The organism is Escherichia sp. WS1451 (genome assembly GCF_046487365.1).
Classification (GTDB): domain Bacteria; phylum Pseudomonadota; class Gammaproteobacteria; order Enterobacterales; family Enterobacteriaceae; genus Escherichia; species Escherichia coli.
Map to the genome: position 1 here is coordinate 150,696 of NZ_JBJQJP010000003.1, position 21,584 is coordinate 172,279.

The window sequence follows — 21,584 nt, forward strand, 5'->3', positions numbered from 1 at the left end:
CTAACCGGATACCACTTCCGGCGAAATGTGCGTATTATCCACAGATTCATCGTTGAACACGAATTTTCAAAACGGAACAGCTTATGAGTGCAATCGCGCCTGGAATGATCCTCATCGCGTACCTCTGCGGCTCCATTTCCAGTGCCATTCTGGTTTGCCGCTTGTGTGGGTTGCCCGATCCGCGAACCAGCGGCTCCGGCAATCCAGGCGCAACCAATGTGTTACGTATCGGTGGCAAGGGAGCAGCCGTAGCAGTACTGATTTTCGACGTTCTGAAAGGAATGTTGCCCGTCTGGGGCGCGTATGAATTAGGTGTCAGCCCCTTCTGGCTAGGCTTAATTGCCATCGCCGCCTGTCTTGGACACATCTGGCCCGTTTTCTTCGGTTTTAAAGGAGGAAAAGGCGTTGCTACCGCTTTTGGTGCCATCGCACCAATTGGCTGGGATCTCACTGGAGTAATGGCGGGAACCTGGTTACTGACCGTGCTATTGAGTGGTTACTCGTCGCTGGGAGCGATTGTCAGTGCACTGATTGCTCCGTTTTATGTCTGGTGGTTTAAGCCACAATTCACCTTCCCGGTTTCGATGCTCTCTTGCCTGATCCTGCTGCGTCATCATGACAACATCCAGCGTCTGTGGCGTCGTCAGGAGACAAAAATCTGGACGAAATTCAAAAGAAAGCGCGAAAAGGATCCCGAGTGATTTCTGGTGGATCTACATGATCTGATAGCCTTCGTCGGGCTTGCCCAGCCGTTGCTGGCACCATGCCGCCAGAAATTCCACACAGACACGTAATTTCATGCTGCGATAGAGCGGCTCCCGGTAAACAGCCCAGATATTGGCGCTTTGTGCATACTCCGGCAATACTCGCACCAGTTTGCCACTCTCCAGAAACGGCAACACATCCCACTCGGAACGCAACATAATCCCTTTGCCCTCCAGCGCCCATTGCAACACTATCTCGCCGCTATTGGAGGAAAGATGCCCGCTTACCTTCACCGATTTTTTCTCCTGACCGTTCCCCAACTCCCATATTCCGTGGGTCATATCGCGCTCTTTGGTCACCAGACAATCATGACGACTTAATTCCTGTAAGGATTGTGGCTGCGGATATTTTTGCAGATACTCAGGTGCTGCGCATAATATTCTTTTATTTTTCGTTAACAGATGCGCAATATAATAATCAGGAATTTCGTCATTAATACGAATATCCAGATCAATATTATCCTGCACTAAATCAATTTGCCGATCGAACAATTCAAAATGCACCTGTAACTCAGGATAATTGCGCATCAGTTCGGTAATGGCTGGCGCAATATGGCTGCGCCCAAAACCAAAACTGCAACCAATACGAATCATCCCCTCCGGGCGCGTTTTGATTTGCGTGACGTCATCGACCAGTCGCTGATATTGGGTGAGGATTTCCAGCGCATGCTCGTAACAACGTTGGCCACTTTCAGTCAGCGCCACGCCGCGAGCGGAGCGGTTCAGCAGCGTTGTTGCCAGCGTATTTTCAAGGATTTGGATCCGCTTGGTGACAAATGCAGGCGTCTGCCCAAGCGTCGCCGCTGCGGCGCTAAAACTCCCGCTGTGGACGATTTCTACCAGTACCTGCAAATCTTTGGCTAAAGGCCAGCTATTCAGCATCGTTAATTATCCGCAGTTGTGATAAGCGCAGTGTATTTCGCAAAACATTGCCATTCCCTGCTCTGGCGCAATATTCATTCTTATTTTCGCGTTGATTCACGAACTGTGAATTACATATTCACGGCAGCAAAAAATATAAAACCACATTTTTAGTGGTAGTTTGTGGCGGTGAATTTTTCCAGACAAATACATAAACTGGAGTTGCCATGATGAGCGAAAGTAATAAGCAACAGGCAGTGAATAAGTTGACGGAGATTGTCGCTAACTTTACCGCCATGATTTCTACCCGAATGCCCGATGACGTGGTGGACAAACTAAAACAGCTAAAGGATGCCGAAACATCGTCGATGGGAAAAATCATCTACCACACGATGTTCGATAACATGCAAAAAGCGATCGACCTGAATCGTCCTGCCTGTCAGGACACCGGCGAAATCATGTTTTTTGTTAAGGTCGGTTCCCGTTTCCCACTGCTTGGCGAGCTGCAAAGCATACTCAAACAAGCCGTGGAAGAGGCAACCGTCAAAGCGCCACTGCGTCACAATGCGGTAGAAATTTTTGACGAAGTAAACACCGGCAAAAATACCGGCAGCGGCGTACCGTGGGTCACCTGGGACATCATCCCCGACAATGACGATGCGGAAATCGAAGTTTACATGGCAGGCGGCGGCTGCACGCTACCAGGCCGCTCGAAAGTGTTAATGCCGTCAGAAGGCTACGAAGGCGTAGTGAAATTCGTCTTCGAAAATATCTCCACCCTCGCCGTAAACGCCTGTCCACCGGTACTGGTGGGCGTGGGCATCGCCACCTCGGTGGAAACCGCCGCCGTGCTCTCGCGAAAAGCCATTTTGCGCCCGATTGGCAGCCGCCATCCCAATCCAAAAGCGGCAGAGCTGGAGCTACGCCTGGAAGAAGGACTCAACCGTCTGGGGATTGGTCCACAAGGGCTGACTGGCAACAGTTCAGTGATGGGCGTACATATCGAATCTGCCGCCCGCCATCCGTCAACCATCGGCGTTGCTGTTTCTACAGGCTGCTGGGCGCATCGTCGCGGCACACTGCTGGTTCATGCCGATCTCACCTTTGAAAATCTGTCTCACACCCGGAGCGCGTTATGAAAAAGATCCTGACAACCCCGATCAAAGCTGAAGATCTGCAAGATATTCGCGTCGGCGATGTGATCTACCTGACCGGTACGCTGGTGACCTGCCGTGACGTTTGTCACCGTCGTTTGATCGAACTCAAACGTCCGATCCCTTACGATCTCAACGGCAAAGCGATTTTCCACGCTGGCCCCATCGTGCGCAAAAACGGCGACAAATGGGAGATGGTATCCGTCGGCCCGACAACCAGTATGCGTATGGAAAGTTTTGAACGTGAATTTATCGAACAGACCGGCGTGAAACTGGTGGTCGGCAAAGGCGGAATGGGGCCGCTGACCGAAGAAGGCTGCCAGAAATTCAAGGCGCTGCATGTGATTTTCCCGGCAGGCTGCGCAGTACTGGCGGCAACCCAGGTGGAAGAGATTGAAGAGGTGCACTGGACAGAACTCGGGATGCCGGAGTCACTGTGGGTCTGCCGGGTCAAAGAGTTCGGCCCGCTGATTGTCTCTATTGATACCCACGGCAACAACCTGATAGCCGAAAACAAAAAGCTGTTCGCCGAACGCCGCGATCCCATCGTGGAAGAGATTTGCGAGCACGTCCACTACATCAAATAACCCTCCCGGAGAGGCTCACCCCCTCTCCTTTTTCGCAGGCATAACACGATGAAACCTTCCACTGAATGGTGGCGATACCTTGCGCCGCTGGCGGTCATCGCCATTATTGCTCTACTTCCGCTTCCCGCAGGGCTGGAGAGTCATACCTGGCTCTACTTTGCTGTTTTTACTGGCGTGATCGTTGGACTGATCCTCGAACCCGTGCCGGGTGCCGTGGTGGCGATGGTGGGTATCTCCATTATCGCCATTCTCTCTCCCTGGCTGCTGTTCAGCCCGGAGCAGCTCGCCCAGCCAGGTTTTAAGTTCACCGCCAAATCCCTCTCCTGGGCGGTTTCTGGTTTTTCTAATTCGGTTATCTGGCTGATTTTCGCCGCCTTTATGTTTGGCACAGGCTATGAAAAAACCGGGCTGGGGCGACGTATCGCGCTGATTCTGGTGAAAAAAATGGGGCATCGCACGCTGTTTCTCGGCTATGCAGTGATGTTCTCCGAGCTGATACTCGCGCCTGTAACACCGTCCAACTCGGCGCGTGGTGCGGGGATTATCTATCCCATCATCCGTAACCTGCCACCGCTCTATCAATCACAACCAAACGACAGCAGTTCGCGCAGCATTGGCTCGTACATCATGTGGATGGGGATTGTTGCCGACTGCGTGACCAGCGCCATTTTCCTGACGGCGATGGCTCCAAATTTGCTGTTAATTGGACTGATGAAAAGCGCATCTCACGCCACGCTGAGCTGGGGCGACTGGTTCCTCGGGATGTTGCCGCTCAGCATTTTACTGGTTCTGCTGGTTCCCTGGCTGGCTTACGTGCTGTACCCGCCGGTACTGAAGTCTGGTGATCAGGTGCCGCGCTGGGCAGAGACGGAACTGCAGGCAATGGGCCCGCTCTGTTCGCGTGAAAAACGGATGCTGGGGCTGATGGTAGGCGCGCTGGTGCTGTGGATTTTCGGCGGTGATTATATCGATGCCGCGATGGTCGGTTACAGCGTGGTGGCGCTGATGCTGCTTCTGCGCATTATCAGTTGGGACGACATTGTCAGTAATAAAGCCGCGTGGAACGTTTTCTTCTGGCTGGCCTCGCTTATCACCCTCGCTACCGGACTCAACAACACCGGTTTTATTAGCTGGTTTGGCAAACTGTTAGCAGGCAGCTTAAGCGGTTATTCGCCAACGATAGTGATGGTGGCGTTGATTGTGGTCTTTTATCTGCTGCGCTACTTTTTCGCCAGCGCCACGGCGTATACCTCCGCTCTCGCGCCGATGATGATTGCCGCCGCGCTGGCGATGCCGGAAATCCCGCTGCCGGTATTCTGCCTGATGGTTGGCGCGGCAATTGGTCTGGGGAGCATTCTTACACCATACGCCACCGGACCCAGTCCGATTTACTACGGCAGTGGTTATCTGCCAACGGTGGATTACTGGCGACTGGGGGCGATTTTTGGGCTGATATTCCTCGTGTTGCTGGTGATTACCGGCTTACTGTGGATGCCCGTGGTGTTGCTTTAAGTGAGGACGGTGCCGGAAGTGACTCTCCGGCACCTAATAGTTTTACGCGGCCGGTAACTCTGCCAGCGGCCAGCGCGGACGCACGCTAACGCCGAGATCCGCCGTCGCGCCTGCTTTAAACCGCACCATTCCGGCATAGGCGATCATCGCGCCGTTATCAGTACAAAATTCCGGACGCGCGTAGAACACTTCGCCACGGCGTTTTTTCATCATTTCAGCCAGCTTCGCCCGTAACGTGCGGTTAGCACTCACGCCGCCTGCCATTACCAGTCGCTTAAAGCCTGTCTGATCCAGCGCTCGCTTACACTTAATCATCAACGTATCGACCACCGCATCTTCAAAGGCGCGGGCGATATCAGCACGCGTCTGGTCGTCGATGCCGTTATCACGAATGGTATTTGCCGCGAAGGTTTTCAGACCAGAAAAGCTGAAATCCAGCCCCGGACGGTCGGTCATCGGGCGCGGGAAGACAAAGCGCCCGGCAGTACCCTGAGCCGCCATTTTCGACAGTAATGGCCCGCCAGGATAATCCAGCCCCAGCAGCTTCGCGGTTTTATCAAACGCTTCACCGGCGGCATCATCAATAGACTCACCGAGCAGCTCGTACTGACCAATGCCAGTCACGCTGATTAACTGCGTATGACCGCCGGAAACCAGCAGCGCGACAAACGGAAATTCCGGTGGGTTATCTTCCAGCATCGGCGCTAACAGATGCCCTTCCATATGGTGTACCGGGATCGCCGGAACGCCCCAGGCAAATGCCAGCGAACGCCCGACCGTTGCGCCAACCAACAGCGCACCGACTAATCCAGGGCCTGCAGTATAGGCCACGGCGTCAATGTCTTTTGCCGTTAAACCGGACTCTTTCAGCGCCGCCTGGATCAACGGTACGGTTTTACGCACGTGATCGCGGGAGGCCAGTTCAGGCACGACGCCGCCGTAGTCAGCGTGCAATTTCACCTGACTATACAATTGGTTGGCTAACAAACCTTTTTCATCGTCGTAAATGGCGATGCCGGTTTCATCGCAGGAAGTTTCAATACCCAGTACACGCATGACTTGTTTTACCTCGCTTTATTACCGCGCAGTGTAGGACCAATGCGGGTTGATGTAAAACTTTGTTCGCCCCTGGAGAAAGCCTCGTGTATACTCCTCACCCTTATAAAAGTCCCTTTCAAAAAAGGCCGCGGTGCTTTACAAAGCAGCAGCAATTGCAGTAAAATTCCGCACCATTTTGAAATAAGCTGGCGTTGATGCCAGCGGCAAACCGAATTAATCAAAGGTGAGAGGCACATGCCGGTAATTAAAGTACGTGAAAACGAGCCGTTCGACGTAGCTCTGCGTCGCTTCAAGCGTTCCTGCGAAAAAGCAGGTGTTCTGGCGGAAGTTCGTCGTCGTGAGTTCTATGAAAAACCGACTACCGAACGTAAGCGCGCTAAAGCTTCTGCAGTGAAACGTCACGCGAAGAAACTGGCTCGCGAAAACGCACGCCGCACTCGTCTGTACTAATTCCCCGAGAGCGTTGCTCTCCGATCAGACCGAGTTGTAGTTGTAAGGCCGTGCTTCCGAAAGGAATGCGCGGCTTATTTTCGTTTATGAATTGCTAAAAATCGGGGCCTATGGCTGGACGAATCCCACGCGTATTCATTAATGATCTGCTGGCACGCACTGACATCGTCGATCTGATCGATGCCCGTGTGAAGCTGAAAAAGCAGGGCAAGAATTTCCACGCGTGTTGTCCATTCCACAACGAGAAAACCCCATCATTCACCGTTAACGGTGAGAAACAGTTTTACCACTGCTTTGGATGTGGCGCGCACGGCAACGCGATCGACTTCCTGATGAACTACGACAAGCTTGAGTTCGTCGAAACGGTCGAAGAGCTGGCAGCAATGCACAATCTTGAAGTGCCATTTGAAGCAGGTAGCGGCCCCAGCCAGATCGAGCGCCATCAACGACAAACGCTTTATCAGTTGATGGACGGTCTGAATACGTTTTACCAACAATCTTTACAGCAACCTGTTGCCACGTCTGCGCGCCAGTATCTGGAAAAACGCGGATTAAGCCACGAGGTTATCGCCCGCTTTGCGATTGGTTTTGCCCCCCCTGGCTGGGACAACGTCCTGAAGCGGTTTGGTGGCAATCCAGAAAATCGCCAGTCATTGATTGATGCGGGCATGTTGGTCACTAACGATCAGGGGCGCAGTTACGACCGTTTCCGCGAGCGGGTGATGTTCCCCATTCGTGATAAACGCGGTCGGGTGATTGGTTTTGGCGGACGCGTGCTGGGCAACGATACCCCCAAATACCTGAACTCGCCGGAAACGGACATTTTCCATAAAGGCCGCCAGCTTTACGGTCTTTATGAAGCGCAGCAGGATAACGCTGAACCCAATCGTCTGCTTGTGGTCGAAGGCTATATGGACGTGGTGGCGCTGGCGCAATACGGCATTAATTACGCCGTTGCGTCGTTAGGTACGTCAACCACCGCCGATCACATACAACTGTTGTTCCGCGCGACCAACAATGTCATTTGCTGTTATGACGGCGACCGTGCAGGCCGCGATGCCGCCTGGCGAGCGCTGGAAACGGCGCTGCCTTACATGACAGACGGTCGTCAGCTACGCTTTATGTTTTTGCCTGATGGCGAAGACCCTGACACGCTGGTACGAAAAGAAGGTAAAGAAGCGTTTGAAGCGCGGATGGAGCAGGCGATGCCACTCTCCGCATTTCTGTTTAACAGTCTGATGCCGCAAGTTGATCTGAGTACCCCTGACGGGCGCGCACGTTTGAGTACGCTGGCACTGCCACTGATATCGCAAGTGCCGGGCGAAACGCTGCGAATATATCTTCGTCAGGAATTAGGCAACAAATTAGGCATACTTGATGACAGCCAGCTTGAACGATTAATGCCAAAAGCGGCAGAGAGCGGCGTTTCTCGCCCTGTTCCGCAGCTAAAACGCACGACCATGCGTATACTTATAGGGTTGCTGGTGCAAAATCCAGAATTAGCGACGTTGGTCCCGCCGCTTGAGAATCTGGATGAAAATAAGCTCCCTGGACTTGGCTTATTCAGAGAACTGGTCAACACTTGTCTCTCCCAGCCAGGTCTGACCACCGGGCAACTTTTAGAGCACTATCGTGGTACAAATAATGCTGCCACCCTTGAAAAACTGTCGATGTGGGACGATATAGCAGATAAGAATATTGCTGAGCAAACCTTCACCGACTCACTCAACCATATGTTTGATTCGCTGCTTGAACTGCGCCAGGAAGAGTTAATCGCTCGTGAGCGCACGCATGGTTTAAGCAACGAAGAACGCTTGGAGCTCTGGACATTAAACCAGGAGCTGGCGAAAAAGTGATTTAACGGCTTAAGTGCCGAAGAGCGATCGGGAAGCCCCCGACAGCCGCACTGAGAGGCAGCGGCAAATATATAAGTACGCCCTCGTAATTATCGTTGGCGGTAAACAACCGTTGGATTTCAGCGTTAACGGCTGAAGGACATCGGGTCAATCGCCCAACACCAACCTCATGAAATAAGTGTGGATACCGTCTTATGGAGCAAAACCCGCAGTCACAGCTGAAACTTCTTGTCACCCGTGGTAAGGAGCAAGGCTATCTGACCTATGCCGAGGTCAATGACCATCTGCCGGAAGATATCGTCGATTCAGATCAGATCGAAGACATCATCCAAATGATCAACGACATGGGCATTCAGGTGATGGAAGAAGCACCGGATGCCGATGATCTGATGCTGGCTGAAAACACCGCGGACGAAGATGCTGCCGAAGCCGCCGCGCAGGTGCTTTCCAGCGTGGAATCTGAAATCGGGCGCACGACTGACCCGGTACGCATGTACATGCGTGAAATGGGCACCGTTGAACTGTTGACCCGCGAAGGCGAAATTGACATCGCTAAGCGTATTGAAGACGGGATCAACCAGGTTCAATGCTCCGTTGCTGAATATCCGGAAGCGATCACCTATCTGCTGGAACAGTACGATCGTGTTGAAGCAGAAGAAGCGCGTCTGTCCGATCTGATCACCGGCTTTGTTGACCCGAACGCAGAAGAAGATCTGGCACCTACCGCCACTCACGTCGGTTCTGAGCTTTCCCAGGAAGATCTGGACGATGACGAAGATGAAGACGAAGAAGATGGCGATGACGACAGCGCCGATGATGACAACAGCATCGACCCGGAACTGGCTCGCGAAAAATTTGCGGAACTGCGCGCTCAGTACGTTGTAACGCGTGACACCATCAAAGCGAAAGGTCGCAGTCACGCTGCTGCTCAGGAAGAGATCCTGAAACTGTCTGAAGTATTCAAACAGTTCCGCCTGGTGCCGAAGCAGTTTGACTACCTGGTCAACAGCATGCGCGTCATGATGGACCGCGTTCGTACGCAAGAACGTCTGATCATGAAGCTCTGCGTTGAGCAGTGCAAAATGCCGAAGAAAAACTTCATTACCCTGTTTACCGGCAACGAAACCAGCGATACCTGGTTCAACGCGGCAATTGCGATGAACAAGCCGTGGTCGGAAAAACTGCACGATGTCTCTGAAGAAGTGCATCGCGCCCTGCAGAAACTGCAGCAGATTGAAGAAGAAACCGGCCTGACCATCGAGCAGGTTAAAGATATCAACCGTCGTATGTCCATCGGTGAAGCGAAAGCCCGCCGTGCGAAGAAAGAGATGGTTGAAGCGAACTTACGTCTGGTTATTTCTATCGCCAAGAAATACACCAACCGTGGCTTGCAGTTCCTTGACCTGATTCAGGAAGGTAACATCGGCCTGATGAAAGCGGTAGATAAGTTCGAATATCGCCGTGGTTACAAGTTCTCCACCTACGCAACCTGGTGGATCCGTCAGGCGATCACCCGTTCTATCGCGGATCAGGCGCGCACCATCCGTATTCCGGTGCATATGATTGAGACTATCAACAAGCTCAACCGTATTTCTCGCCAGATGCTGCAAGAGATGGGCCGCGAGCCGACGCCGGAAGAACTGGCTGAACGTATGCTGATGCCGGAAGACAAGATCCGCAAAGTGCTGAAAATCGCCAAAGAGCCAATCTCCATGGAAACGCCGATCGGTGATGATGAAGATTCGCATCTGGGGGATTTCATCGAGGATACCACCCTCGAGCTGCCGCTGGATTCTGCGACCACCGAAAGCCTGCGTGCGGCAACGCACGACGTGCTGGCTGGCCTGACCGCGCGTGAAGCGAAAGTTCTGCGTATGCGTTTCGGTATCGATATGAACACCGACCACACGCTGGAAGAAGTAGGTAAACAGTTCGACGTTACCCGCGAACGTATCCGTCAGATCGAAGCGAAGGCGCTGCGCAAACTGCGTCACCCGAGCCGTTCTGAAGTGCTGCGTAGCTTCCTGGACGATTAATCGGTAGGCCGGATCAGGCGTTACGCCGCACCCGGCACTAGGCCCTCTGCACAAACGCCACCTTTTCGGTGGCGTTTTTTATCGCCCACGCACTACCAGCGCCTGGTCCAGCTCGCGATACGCTTCAACCAGTTTCTCCAGTGAAACGCGACTTAAACCGCTGGGATTTGGCAGCACCCAAATCTGCGTCGAACCAATGGTGAGCGTTTGTTTCCCCCACTGTGCACCGCGCTGGCTGAATCCCTGTTCATATGCTTGTTTGCCCAGAATCGCCAACGCCTGCGGCTGATAATCTTCTATTTTTTCAATTAGCTTACGCCCGCCTGCGTGCAGCTCCTGCTTTGACACTTCATTGGCTTGCACCGTTGGACGGTCTACCAGTTTGGTGACGCCACAACGATAATCCAGCAGATGCTGTGCCTCCTGCGGCTTCAACTGACGGTCGGTAAACCCGGCCTGATATATCACCTTCCAGAAGCGGTTTGCCGGATGAGCAAAGGGAAAACCAGTCCCGGCGGATGAAAGCCCAGGGTTGATACCGCAAAACACGACCCGTAACCCTGGAGCCAAAATATCCTCAACCATATTTACTCCTTTCTAACATCACCAGGAAAAGTATAACGGATTGAAAATACATTGTTTATAAAAACAGCAGGCGCGCGGTAATGGCTGGATTGCGACACGGAGTTACTTTATAATCCGCTACCATGGCCCCTTAGCTCAGTGGTTAGAGCAGGCGACTCATAATCGCTTGGTCGCTGGTTCAAGTCCAGCAGGGGCCACCAGACATAGCAAAGGCTGACGAGAAATCGTCAGCCTTTTTCTTTTTATATATCAGTTACTTTGCGTGCCAGTAAGCCGCCGCGCGTACCCGCTGTGGGTCATACTGTTCCGCTTCAAAGCGACGGCTTAAATTCTTAACGACTTTGCCTTCGCCGGTTATCCAGATGAAGTAATCATCGGCAGGGATTTGCATCTGCGCCAGACGCGCATCTACCGCCTGCTCATCATGTGCCAGCCATTCGATATTAAAACCATCAAGGTGCGCGAGATAATCCTGACAGGCGTTATCCCGCACGCTAACCAGCGCACTAACTTGCGGTTTAACGGCAAGTTTGCTCAACGTTTCCAGGCGGCGGCGCAGTGCGGGCATTCCGGATTCATCGCAGACATACAGCTGATACGCGTAATCTTCCGGCACCACCAGCGAACCGCGCGGACCTGCCACCGTAAGTTTATCGCCCGGTTTCGCCTGCATCGCCCAGCCGCTGGCGACCCCACCGTCGTGAATAAAGAAATCGATCGCCAGTTCATGGCGTAGTTCGTCATATAGCGGCGTATAGTCACGCGACGGTGGGCGTGGTCCTTCCGGCCAGACGATGCCCTCTTCCGTTACCGTTGGCGGCACAAAGTGAGTGCCTGGTTGAGGAAAGAAGAGCTTGCTGTGATCGTCAAAGCCGCGCGACGTAAAACCGTCCAGCGCCTCGCCGCCGAGGACAATGCGCTGAAAACCGGCGCTGATGCGCTCAACGCGTAGCACAGTCAGTTCACGGAAGCGCAGATCATTGCGAACGCGCTGTGGGTAGCGGGGGGTGTTATTCATTGTTATCGCCTTCGTGATGGTAATCAGATATATCTAAATAATTTTCGTAAATGATAATGATTGTTAATCATGATAAATGCAAGCGATTTGTAGCACTGATATGTCTATAGTCTGATAAGACGTGCAACCTCTTATCAAGCATCATTGCTCAATGTCGGATGCGGCGTGAACGCCTTATCCGGCCTACATGTTGAGTAAACCTGCGTTTAAAAATCATTTTTGTACTTGCAGTAATGCTCATGTCAGATATAAATTAGATATATCTAATTAAGCAAAAGGAGGCTGATATGAGCCATCATCACGAAGGGTGTTGTAAACATGAAGGCCAGCCACGCCATGAGGGCTGCTGCAAAGGTGAGAAGTCAGAACACGAGCACTGCGGACACGGTCACCAGCATGAACACGGTCAATGCTGCGGTGGTCGCCACGGTCGCGGCGGCGGTCGTCGACAACGTTTCTTTGGTCACGGTGAATTGCGTCTGGTGATTCTGGATATTCTCTCGCGCGATGACAGCCACGGTTACGAGTTGATTAAAGCGATTGAAAATCTGACCCAGGGGAATTACACCCCAAGCCCGGGCGTCATCTACCCGACGCTGGATTTTCTGCAGGAGCAGTCGCTGATTACCATTCGCGAAGAGGAAGGTGGTAAGAAGCAGATTGCGCTGACCGAACAAGGCGCGCAGTGGCTGGAAGAAAACCGCGAACAGGTAGAGATGATTGAAGAACGCATCAAAGCGCGTTGCGTTGGCGCTGCGCTGCGCCAGAACCCGCAAATGAAGCGGGCGCTGGATAATTTTAAAGCGGTGCTGGATTTACGCGTCAACCAGAGCGATATCACTGATGCACAAATAAAAAAGATCATTGCGGTGATCGACAGCGCCGCTTTTGATATTACGCAACTGGATTAATCGCCGCATCCGCCAGTGGCGCGGTGCAATTGCCGGATGCGACGCTTGACGCGCCTTATCCGGCCTACACCCGCTACACACCCCGCAGGCCTGATAAGATGCGCCAGCATCGCATCAGGCATTGTGCTCCAACCGCCGGATCCGGCATACCGATTAATGCAGCACCGTCACCGCGTCTTCCAGTCGGCTGGCGCGGTGTTTCACCATCGCCGACACCTGCGCACTCTCTTCCACCAGCTCGGCATTTTTCTGGGTGATCAGGTTAAGCTCATCCACTGCACGGGTCAGGCTGGAAAGCCCATCGGCCTGTTCCAGCGTTGAATGGCTAATCTGAGCTATCAACTGGGTGACGTTTTTTACCTGTGCCACAATATCTTCCATCGTCCGTCCGGCGGCGTGTACCTGCTGCGAACCAGATTGCACTTTATCAGCACTGGCATCAATCAGCTTGCGAATATCGTTGGCGGCATTGGCGCTGCGGCTGGCTAAATGACGCACTTCCCCTGCCACCACTGCAAAACCTTTGCCTTGTTCGCCGGCTCGCGCCGCTTCCACCGCCGCATTCAGGGCCAGGATATTGGTCTGAAACGCAATATCGTTAATCAGCGAAGTAATGGTGCCAATGCGCTGGGTACTGTCGGCGATATCGTCCATTGTCTTGATCACCGTAGTCATCGCCTCCCCGCCCTGCACTGCCGCATTACTGGCGGTGATAGAAAGTTTATCGGCAGCCGACGCCGTGGCAGAGTTCTGTTTCACCGACGCCGCCATTTGGTTCATGGTCGCCACCGTTTGCTGAACGTTATCAACTGTCTGCTGGGTATGTTCGTTCAGTTCATCGGTGCCTTTCGCCAGCGTCTCACTGCCATTTCTGACACTGGACACCTGGCTTGAGACATCGTTAATTAGCCAACGGCACATCAGGCCAAGCTGCCCTACCGCGCGTAATGTCAGCCCCAGCTCATCGCTGCGATTCAGATGCTCAACACTATTACGCTCTCCGGTCGCCACCTTCAGTGCCTGACGGGCGACATTTTCTATCGGGCGGACAATCTGCCATTCAAAACAGGCGCTTGCCAACAATACCACTAACGCACAGAGGATATACGTCACCACCGGGGCAGCAACAAACCAAAGCATGACCGCCAGCAAGATAAACATCAGGGTCATCACGCCACGCGCCCGCCAGCGAAGCGGTAATGAAGGCAGTTTTCCCAGCCAGCCTTTACGCACCACCAGGCCTTTATGAATACGCTTACTGGTCCGTCCGGCGTTCAACGCTTTGTACAGCGGCTCCACCGCCGCGATCTCTTCATCCGTCGCCCGGGTACGAATCGACATATAGCCACTGATTTTTCCCTCGCGCACCATCGGTACCGCATTGGCCCGCACCCAATAATGGTCGCCATTTTTGCGGCGATTTTTCACGATGCCGCTCCAGGGCTCCCCTTTTTTCAGGGTGAACCACATATCCGCAAACGCCGCTTTTGGCATATCCGGGTGACGCACCATGTTGTGCGGCTGCCCCTGTAACTCTTGCAAGGTATAGCCGCTCACCTGCACAAAAGTGTCATTAGCATGAGTGATATAGCTTTGCAGATCGGTAGTGGACATCAGAGTGGTATCGTCCGCCAGCGGGGTATTTTGCTGGGTGACATACGGATGAGAAGGCATGTTCGCGTCCTGTGCAGGTTATATGGTTGTTAACTTCTTGTCAGAGTTTATGTCGGCCCCGCTGCGGTTATCTTTAACCGATTAATTTGATTTAGATCGCAATTTGCGATTAAAACATAAATCTAATCCCTTGATTTAAAATACTTTCACTCTGGTACTATACGAAAACGTTAATTATCTTGCCCAAAAATCAGGCAGTTAATGCCCTGAAAGCGTGCATTTGCGCAGCAATCATCAAATCCATACCCGACAAAAACCGTGCAAAATAACAACAAATGTTAACAGATAGCATTAAATATTGCGCAAATGATAAGCGCATTTGTGTTTATCCCGATTTTCGCGATCGCAGCCGGAGTGGCGCAATCCCTGCAATACTTAAATCGGTATCATGTGATACGCGAGCCTCCGGAGCATATTTTGAACAGGTTACCTTCGAGCGCATCGGCTTTAGCGTGCAGCGCCCACGCCCTGAATCTCATTGAAAAGCGAACGCTGGATCATGAGGAGATGAAAGCACTTAACCGAGAGGTGATTGAATACTTCAAAGAGCATGTCAATCCGGGGTTTTTAGAGTATCGCAAATCTGTTACCGCCGGCGGGGATTACGGAGCCGTAGAGTGGCAAGCGGGAGGTTTAAATACGCTTGTCGACACCCAGGGACAGGAGTTTATCGACTGCCTTGGAGGTTTTGGAATTTTCAACGTGGGGCACCGTAATCCAGTTGTGGTTTCCGCCGTACAGAATCAACTTGCGAAACAACCGTTACATAGCCAGGAGCTGCTCGATCCGTTACGGGCGATGCTGGCGAAAACCCTTGCGGCGCTAACGCCCGGTAAACTGAAATACAGCTTCTTCTGTAATAGCGGCACCGAGTCCGTTGAAGCAGCGCTGAAGCTGGCGAAGGCTTATCAGTCACCGCGCGGCAAGTTTACTTTTATTGCCACCAGCGGCGCGTTCCACGGTAAATCACTTGGCGCGCTGTCGGCCACGGCGAAATCGACCTTCCGCAAACCATTTATGCCGCTGCTGCCAGGGTTCCGTCATGTACCGTTTGGCAATATCGAAGCCATGCGCACGGCTCTTAACGAGTGCAAAAAAACCGGTGATGATGTGGCTGCGGTGATCCTCGAACCGATTCAGGGCGAAGGTGGCGTAATTCTGCCGCCGCCAGGCTATCTCACCGCCGTGCGTAAGCTGTGCGATGAGTTCGGCGCACTGATGATCCTCGATGAAGTACAAACGGGCATGGGGCGCACGGGCAAGATGTTCGCCTGCGAGCATGAGAACGTACAGCCGGACATCCTGTGTCTGGCAAAAGCCCTCGGCGGCGGCGTGATGCCGATTGGCGCAACCATCGCCACTGAAGAGGTGTTTTCCGTTCTGTTCGACAACCCGTTCCTGCATACCACCACCTTTGGCGGCAACCCGCTGGCCTGTGCGGCGGCGCTGGCGACCATCAATGTGTTGCTGGAGCAGAACTTACCGGCTCAGGCTGAACAAAAAGGCGATATGTTGCTGGACGGTTTTCGTCAACTGGCGCGGGAATATCCCGATCTGGTACAGGAAGCGCGTGGTAAAGGGATGTTGATGGCGATTGAGTTTGTTGATAACGAAATCGGCTATAACTTTGCCAGCGAGATGTTCCGCCAGCGCGTACTGGTGGCCGGAACACTCAACAACGCTAAAACGATCCGCATTGAACCGCCACTGACACTGACCATTGAACAGTGTGAACTGGTGATCAAAGCGGCGCGTAAGGCGCTGGCGGCCATGCGAGTCAGTGTCGAAGAAGCGTAATATCAAATCGGATGGCGATTCGACGTCGCCATCCGATCTTTTTATACGATACGTACGCCCGCAGGCATCATCCGCTCCGGCGTTAACAGCACGCTTTCACTGCCGTCATCGGTTTCCGCACACAACAGCATGCATTCCGACGTTTCACCGCGCATTTTCGCTTTTTGCAGATTGCATAAGACCACCACCGTTTTCCCCATCAGCTCTTCTTCGCTGTAGTACGGCACCAGACTGGTCACGGTTTGCAGCGTTTTTTCACCCACATCAACCTGTACGATGTACAGCTTGTCGGCGTTTTCATGGCGTTTCACTTCCACAATCTTTCCGACACGCATTTCCAGACGTGCAAAATCAGCGTAAGCCACGGTTTCCATTGTTTCCTCCCCTCGAGTAAAATTTTACTAAATTATAGCAAAAGTTTTTCTCAATCCTGTAGGCTAAAACTGGAGAATGCAGGCGTGATCACATTCGTGAGCCGCTGTGTTACCGTTACAGCGTCAAAGAAACGCGCTTTATTTACTGAAAACAGGTGACCCGATAAGCACTTCCTCTACAATGGGGGCGCACATCAGGGAAAGTAAAAAAGGTAAACATGGCAACACTAAAAGACATCGCAATCGAAGCTGGCGTATCCCTGGCGACAGTATCCAGGGTCTTGAATGACGATCCGACATTGAATGTGAAAGAAGAGACGAAACATCGCATTCTCGAGATCGCCGAAAAGCTGGAGTACAAGACCAGTAGCGCCCGTAAACTCCAGACAGGCGCAGTCAACCAACACCATATTTTGGCTATCTACAGCTACCAACAGGAGCTGGAGATCAACGATCCTTACTATCTGGCGATCCGCCACGGCATTGAAACTCAGTGCGAAAAGCTGGCGATCGAACTGACCAACTGTTATGAACACAACGGCTTACCAGACATTAAAAACGTCACCGGTATTTTAATTGTCGGCAAACCCACGCCCGCCCTGCGCGCCGCTGCCAGCGCATTGACCGACAATATCTGTTTTATCGACTTTCACGAACCCGGCAGCGGTTACGATGCGGTGGATATCGATCTGGCACGCATCAGTAAAGAAATCATCGATTTCTATATCGATCAGGGTGTTAATCGTATTGGTTTTATTGGCGGCGAAGACTTGCCTGGCAAAGCGGATATTCGTGAGGTCGCCTTTGTGGAATATGGTCGTCTGAAACACGTGGTACGCGAAGAGGATATCTGGCGCGGCGGTTTTTCCAGTTCGTCGGGCTATGAACTGGCAAAACAGATGCTGGCGCAGGAAGACTACCCGAAGGCGTTGTTTGTCGCTTCTGATTCCATTGCTATCGGCGTACTGCGGGCAATTCATGAACGAGGCCTGAACATCCCACAGGATATTTCGCTTATCAGCGTGAACGACATCCCCACCGCGCGATTTACCTTTCCGCCGCTCTCAACCGTGCGCATCCATTCCGAGATGATGGGAAGTCAGGGCGTTAACCTGTTGTATGAAAAGGCTCGCGATGGTCGCGCGCTGCCGCTGTTAGTCTTCGTTCCCAGCAAATTAAAACTCCGCGGCACGACCCGCTAAATCCCCTTACACACTGTCCGGCAATCGTTTTTGCCGGACAGTGCTGCCGTTTATTTTCGTGATCCAGTTAAAGTAAATGCATTTACCTGCTACTTTTTAGTAAAAATTTTACTAAACTCCCCAGCAATTACACAAACTACCATCACCATGAATGGTTCCGATTTCTCTCTACCGGGAGGCCCTATGAATCGCTGGGAAAACATTCAGCTCACCCACGAAAACCGACTTGCGCCGCGTGCGTACTTTTTTTCATATGATTCTGTTGCGCAGGCGCGTACCTTTGCCCGCGAAACGAGCAGCCTGTTTCTGCCCTTAAGCGGTCAGTGGAATTTCCACTTTTTTGACCATCCGCTGCAAGTACCAGAAGCCTTCACCTCTGAGTTAATGGCTGACTGGGGGCATATTACCGTCCCCGCCATGTGGCAAATGGAAGGCCACGGCAAACTGCAATATACCGACGAAGGTTTTCCATTCCCCATCGATGTGCCGTTTGTTCCCAGCGATAACCCAACCGGTGCCTATCAACGTATTTTCACCCTCAGCGACGGCTGGCAGGGTAAACAGACGCTGATTAAATTTGACGGCGTCGAAACCTATTTTGAAGTCTACGTTAACGGTCAGTATGTGGGGTTCAGCAAGGGCAGTCGCCTGACCGCAGAGTTTGACATCAGCGCGATGGTTAAAACCGGCGACAACCTGTTGTGTGTGCGCGTGATGCAGTGGGCGGACTCTACCTACGTGGAAGACCAGGATATGTGGTGGTCGGCGGGGATTTTCCGCGATGTTTATCTGGTCGGTAAACAACTCACGCATATTAACGATTTCACCGTTCGTACCGACTTTGACGAAGCCTATTGCGATGCCACACTTTCCTGCGAAGTGGTGCTGGAAAATCTCGCCGCCTCCCCTGTCGTCACGACGCTGGAATATACCCTGTTTGATGGGGAACGCCTGGTGCACAGCAGCGCCATTGATCATTTGGCAATTGAAAAACTGACCAGCGCCAGCTTTGCTTTTACTGTCGAACAGCCCCAGCAATGGTCAGCAGAATCCCCTTATCTTTACCATCTGGTCATGACGCTGAAAGACGCCGACGGCAACGTTCTGGAAGTGGTGCCACAACGCGTTGGCTTCCGTGATATCAAAGTGCGCGACGGTCTGTTCTGGATCAATAACCGTTATGTGATGCTGCACGGCGTCAACCGCCACGACAATGATCATCGCAAAGGCCGCGCCGTTGGGATGGATCGCGTCGAGAAAGATCTCCAGTTGATGAAGCAGCACAACATCAATTCCGTGCGTACCGCTCACTACCCGAACGATCCTCGTTTTTACGAACTGTGTGATATCTACGGCCTGTTTGTGATGGCGGAAACCGACGTCGAATCGCACGGCTTTGCTAACGTCGGCGATATCAGCCGCATTACCGACGATCCGCAGTGGGAAAACGTCTACGTCGAGCGCATTGTTCGCCATATTCACGCGCAGAAAAACCATCCGTCGATCATCATCTGGTCACTGGGCAATGAATCCGGCTATGGCTGTAACATCCGCGCGATGTACCATGCGGCGAAGGCGCTGGATGACACGCGACTGGTGCATTACGAAGAAGATCGTGATGCTGAAGTGGTCGATATTATTTCCACCATGTACACCCGCGTGCCGCTGATGAATGAGTTTGGTGAATACCCGCATCCGAAGCCGCGCATCATCTGTGAATATGCTCATGCGATGGGGAACGGACCAGGTGGGCTGACGGAGTACCAGAACGTCTTCTACAAGCACGATTGCATTCAGGGACATTATGTCTGGGAATGGTGCGACCACGGGATCCAGGCGCAGGATGACAATGGCAACGTCTGGTATAAATTCGGCGGCGACTACGGCGACTATCCCAACAACTATAACTTCTGTCTTGATGGTTTGATCTATTCCGATCAGACGCCGGGACCAGGACTGAAAGAGTACAAACAGGTTATTGCGCCGGTAAAAATCCACGCGCTGGATCTGACTCGCGGCGAGTTGAAAGTCGAAAATAAACTATGGTTTACCACGCTTGATGACTACACCCTGCACGCAGAGGTGCGCGCCGAAGGTGAAACACTCGCGACGCAGCAGATTAAACTGCGCGACGTTGCGCCGAACAGCGAAGCCCCCTTGCAGATCACGCTGCCGCAGCTGGACGCCCGCGAAGCGTTCCTCAACATTACGGTGACCAAAGATTCCCGCACCCGCTACAGCGAAGCCGGGCATTCTATCGCCACTTATCAGTTCCCGCTGAAGGAAAACACCGCGCAGCCAGTGCCTTTCGCACCAAATAATGCGCGTCCGCTGACGCTGGAAGACGATCGTTTGAGCTGCACCGTTCGCGGCTACAACTTCGCGATCACCTTCTCAAAAATGAGTGGCAAACCGACATCCTGGCAGGTGAATGGCGAGTCGCTGCTGACCCGCGAGCCAAAGATCAACTTCTTCAAGCCAATGATCGACAACCACAAGCAGGAGTACGAAGGACTGTGGCAACCGAATCATTTGCAGATCATGCAGGAACATCTGCGCGACTTTGCCGTTGAGCAAAGTGATGATGAAGTGTTGATCATCAGCCGCACGGTTATTGCCCCACCGGTGTTTGACTTCGGGATGCGCTGTACCTACATCTGGCGCATCGCTGCCGATGGTCAGGTTAATGTGGCGCTTTCCGGCGAACGTTACGGCGACTATCCGCACATCATTCCGTGCATCGGTTTCACCATGGGGATTAACGGCGAATACGACCAGGTAGCATATTACGGACGTGGACCGGGCGAAAACTACGCCGACAGCCAGCAGGCTAACATCATCGATATCTGGCGCAGCACCGTCGATGCCATGTTCGAGAACTATCCCTTCCCGCAGAACAACGGCAACCGTCAGCATGTCCGCTGGACGGCACTGACTAACCGCCACGGCAACGGTCTGCTGGTGGTTCCGCAGCGCCCCATTAACTTCAGCGCCTGGCGCTATACCCAGGAAAACATCCACGCTGCCCAGCACTGTAACGAGCTTCAGCGCAGTGATGACATCACTCTGAATCTCGACCACCAGCTGCTTGGCCTCGGCTCCAACTCCTGGGGCAGCGAGGTGCTGGACTCCTGGCGCGTCTGGTTCCGTGACTTCAGCTACGGCTTTACGTTGCTGCCGGTTTCTGGCGGAGAAGCTACCGCGCAAAGCCTGGCGTCGTATGAGTTCGGCGCAGGGTTCTTTTCCACGAATTTGCACAGCGAGAATAAGCAATGAGGATCATCGATAACTTAGAACAGTTCCGCCAGATTTACGCCTCTGGCAAGAAGTGGCAACGATGCGTTGAAGCGATTGAAAATATCGACAACATTCAGCCTGGCGTCGCCCACTCCATCGGTGACTCATTGACTTACCGCGTGGAGACGGACTCCGCGACCGATGCGCTATTTACCGGGCATCGACGCTATTTTGAAGTGCATTACTACCTGCAAGGGCAGCAAAAAATTGAATATGCGCCGAAAGAGACATTACAGGTAGTGGAATATTATCGTGATGAAACTGACCGTGAATATTTAAAAGGCTGCGGAGAAACCGTTGAGGTCCACGAAGGGCAAATCGTTATTTGCGATATCCATGAAGCATATCGGTTTATCTGCAATAACGCGGTCAAAAAAGTGGTTCTCAAAGTCACCATCGAAGATGGTTATTTCCATAACAAATAACAACTACGGCGGCAAAAGGAGT

Annotated in this window: 18 protein-coding genes and 1 tRNA gene; 13 read left to right on the forward strand and 6 right to left on the reverse strand. The window is 52.7% G+C overall.

Annotated features, from left to right (window positions below; translation table 11 throughout):
- Nucleotides 1–83 precede the first annotated feature (83 nt).
- Nucleotides 84–701 carry a glycerol-3-phosphate 1-O-acyltransferase PlsY gene (gene plsY / locus ACJHX7_RS06050; protein WP_001272796.1) on the forward strand — a complete coding sequence of 206 codons (618 nt, stop codon included), beginning with the start codon at nucleotides 84–86 and terminating at the stop codon, nucleotides 699–701.
- Between the two features lie 12 nt (nucleotides 702–713).
- Here the strand turns inward: plsY and ttdR are convergent, their stop codons facing one another.
- The gene (gene ttdR / locus ACJHX7_RS06055; RefSeq protein WP_001521355.1) at nucleotides 714–1,646 is read right to left on the reverse strand and encodes an L-tartrate utilization transcriptional activator TtdR; all 933 of its coding nucleotides are present in this window, start codon (nucleotides 1,644–1,646) and stop codon (nucleotides 714–716) included.
- Nucleotides 1,647–1,852: 206 nt separating this feature from the next.
- On the opposite strand from ttdR, the gene ttdA reads away from it, so the two are divergent.
- Genes ttdA through ttdT form a run of 3 tightly spaced genes read left to right on the forward strand, consistent with a single transcriptional unit; the run spans nucleotide 1,853 to nucleotide 4,878 of the window.
- Nucleotides 1,853–2,764, forward strand: coding sequence for a L(+)-tartrate dehydratase subunit alpha (ttdA, locus tag ACJHX7_RS06060; RefSeq protein ID WP_000986797.1), 912 nt, complete (start codon nucleotides 1,853–1,855; stop codon nucleotides 2,762–2,764).
- Nucleotides 2,761–3,366 (forward strand): L(+)-tartrate dehydratase subunit beta, encoded by a 606-nt coding sequence (gene ttdB / locus ACJHX7_RS06065; RefSeq protein WP_000722957.1) that lies wholly within the window; start codon nucleotides 2,761–2,763, stop codon nucleotides 3,364–3,366. Before ttdA ends, ttdB begins: the two co-directional genes overlap by 4 nt.
- A gap of 48 nt (nucleotides 3,367–3,414) precedes the next feature.
- Nucleotides 3,415–4,878, forward strand: coding sequence for an L-tartrate/succinate antiporter (gene ttdT / locus ACJHX7_RS06070; protein WP_032329923.1), 1,464 nt, complete (start codon nucleotides 3,415–3,417; stop codon nucleotides 4,876–4,878).
- Nucleotides 4,879–4,920: 42 nt separating this feature from the next.
- On the opposite strand, the gene tsaD is transcribed toward ttdT, so the two are convergent.
- Nucleotides 4,921–5,934, reverse strand: a complete 1,014-nt coding sequence (tsaD, locus tag ACJHX7_RS06075) for a tRNA (adenosine(37)-N6)-threonylcarbamoyltransferase complex transferase subunit TsaD (protein WP_094029920.1) — start codon at nucleotides 5,932–5,934, stop codon at nucleotides 4,921–4,923.
- Between the two features lie 237 nt (nucleotides 5,935–6,171).
- Here tsaD and rpsU point away from each other — a divergent pair, with 237 nt between their 5' ends.
- From rpsU to rpoD, 3 genes are all read left to right on the forward strand, one after another.
- Entirely contained in the window at nucleotides 6,172–6,387 is a 216-nt protein-coding gene (gene rpsU / locus ACJHX7_RS06080) for a 30S ribosomal protein S21 (RefSeq protein ID WP_001144069.1), read from the forward strand.
- A gap of 110 nt (nucleotides 6,388–6,497) precedes the next feature.
- Entirely contained in the window at nucleotides 6,498–8,243 is a 1,746-nt protein-coding gene (dnaG, locus tag ACJHX7_RS06085; RefSeq protein WP_000918827.1) for a DNA primase, read from the forward strand.
- A 194-nt stretch (nucleotides 8,244–8,437) separates the two neighbouring features.
- Nucleotides 8,438–10,279 carry an RNA polymerase sigma factor RpoD gene (gene rpoD / locus ACJHX7_RS06090; protein WP_000437371.1) on the forward strand — a complete coding sequence of 614 codons (1,842 nt, stop codon included), beginning with the start codon at nucleotides 8,438–8,440 and terminating at the stop codon, nucleotides 10,277–10,279.
- Nucleotides 10,280–10,357: 78 nt separating this feature from the next.
- Here rpoD and mug read toward each other — a convergent pair whose 3' ends face one another.
- Nucleotides 10,358–10,864 carry a G/U mismatch-specific DNA glycosylase gene (gene mug / locus ACJHX7_RS06095; protein WP_000228937.1) on the reverse strand — a complete coding sequence of 169 codons (507 nt, stop codon included), beginning with the start codon at nucleotides 10,862–10,864 and terminating at the stop codon, nucleotides 10,358–10,360.
- A gap of 124 nt (nucleotides 10,865–10,988) precedes the next feature.
- On the opposite strand from mug, the gene ACJHX7_RS06100 reads away from it, so the two are divergent.
- A tRNA-Ile gene (locus tag ACJHX7_RS06100) sits at nucleotides 10,989–11,064 on the forward strand.
- A gap of 53 nt (nucleotides 11,065–11,117) precedes the next feature.
- On the opposite strand, the gene nfeF is transcribed toward ACJHX7_RS06100, so the two are convergent.
- Nucleotides 11,118–11,882 carry an NADPH-dependent ferric chelate reductase NfeF gene (nfeF, locus tag ACJHX7_RS06105; RefSeq protein ID WP_001066503.1) on the reverse strand — a complete coding sequence of 255 codons (765 nt, stop codon included), beginning with the start codon at nucleotides 11,880–11,882 and terminating at the stop codon, nucleotides 11,118–11,120.
- Between the two features lie 287 nt (nucleotides 11,883–12,169).
- Here nfeF and nfeR point away from each other — a divergent pair, with 287 nt between their 5' ends.
- Nucleotides 12,170–12,793: a DNA-binding transcriptional regulator NfeR gene (gene nfeR, locus ACJHX7_RS06110; RefSeq protein ID WP_094029919.1), complete on the forward strand. Its 624-nt coding sequence runs from the start codon at nucleotides 12,170–12,172 to the stop codon at nucleotides 12,791–12,793.
- A gap of 153 nt (nucleotides 12,794–12,946) precedes the next feature.
- Here nfeR and aer read toward each other — a convergent pair whose 3' ends face one another.
- Entirely contained in the window at nucleotides 12,947–14,467 is a 1,521-nt protein-coding gene (gene aer, locus ACJHX7_RS06115) for an aerotaxis sensor receptor Aer (RefSeq protein ID WP_094029918.1), read from the reverse strand.
- Between the two features lie 417 nt (nucleotides 14,468–14,884).
- On the opposite strand from aer, the gene ygjG reads away from it, so the two are divergent.
- Complete coding sequence (gene ygjG, locus ACJHX7_RS06120; RefSeq protein WP_001297164.1) at nucleotides 14,885–16,264, forward strand: putrescine aminotransferase; 1,380 nt, start codon at nucleotides 14,885–14,887, stop codon at nucleotides 16,262–16,264.
- A gap of 41 nt (nucleotides 16,265–16,305) precedes the next feature.
- Here the strand turns inward: ygjG and ACJHX7_RS06125 are convergent, their stop codons facing one another.
- Nucleotides 16,306–16,638, reverse strand: coding sequence for a tRNA-binding protein (locus ACJHX7_RS06125; RefSeq protein ID WP_000450588.1), 333 nt, complete (start codon nucleotides 16,636–16,638; stop codon nucleotides 16,306–16,308).
- A gap of 218 nt (nucleotides 16,639–16,856) precedes the next feature.
- Here ACJHX7_RS06125 and ebgR point away from each other — a divergent pair, with 218 nt between their 5' ends.
- From ebgR to ACJHX7_RS06140, 3 genes are all read left to right on the forward strand, one after another.
- Nucleotides 16,857–17,840, forward strand: a complete 984-nt coding sequence (gene ebgR, locus ACJHX7_RS06130) for a transcriptional regulator EbgR (protein ID WP_077516415.1) — start codon at nucleotides 16,857–16,859, stop codon at nucleotides 17,838–17,840.
- Nucleotides 17,841–18,023: 183 nt separating this feature from the next.
- The gene (ebgA, locus tag ACJHX7_RS06135) at nucleotides 18,024–21,116 is read left to right on the forward strand and encodes a beta-galactosidase subunit alpha (protein ID WP_094029917.1); all 3,093 of its coding nucleotides are present in this window, start codon (nucleotides 18,024–18,026) and stop codon (nucleotides 21,114–21,116) included.
- A complete protein-coding gene (locus tag ACJHX7_RS06140; protein ID WP_001219954.1) occupies nucleotides 21,113–21,562 on the forward strand; it encodes a beta-galactosidase subunit beta in 450 nt (149 codons plus the stop codon). Before ebgA ends, ACJHX7_RS06140 begins: the two co-directional genes overlap by 4 nt.
- The last annotated feature ends 22 nt before the right edge of the window (nucleotides 21,563–21,584 follow it).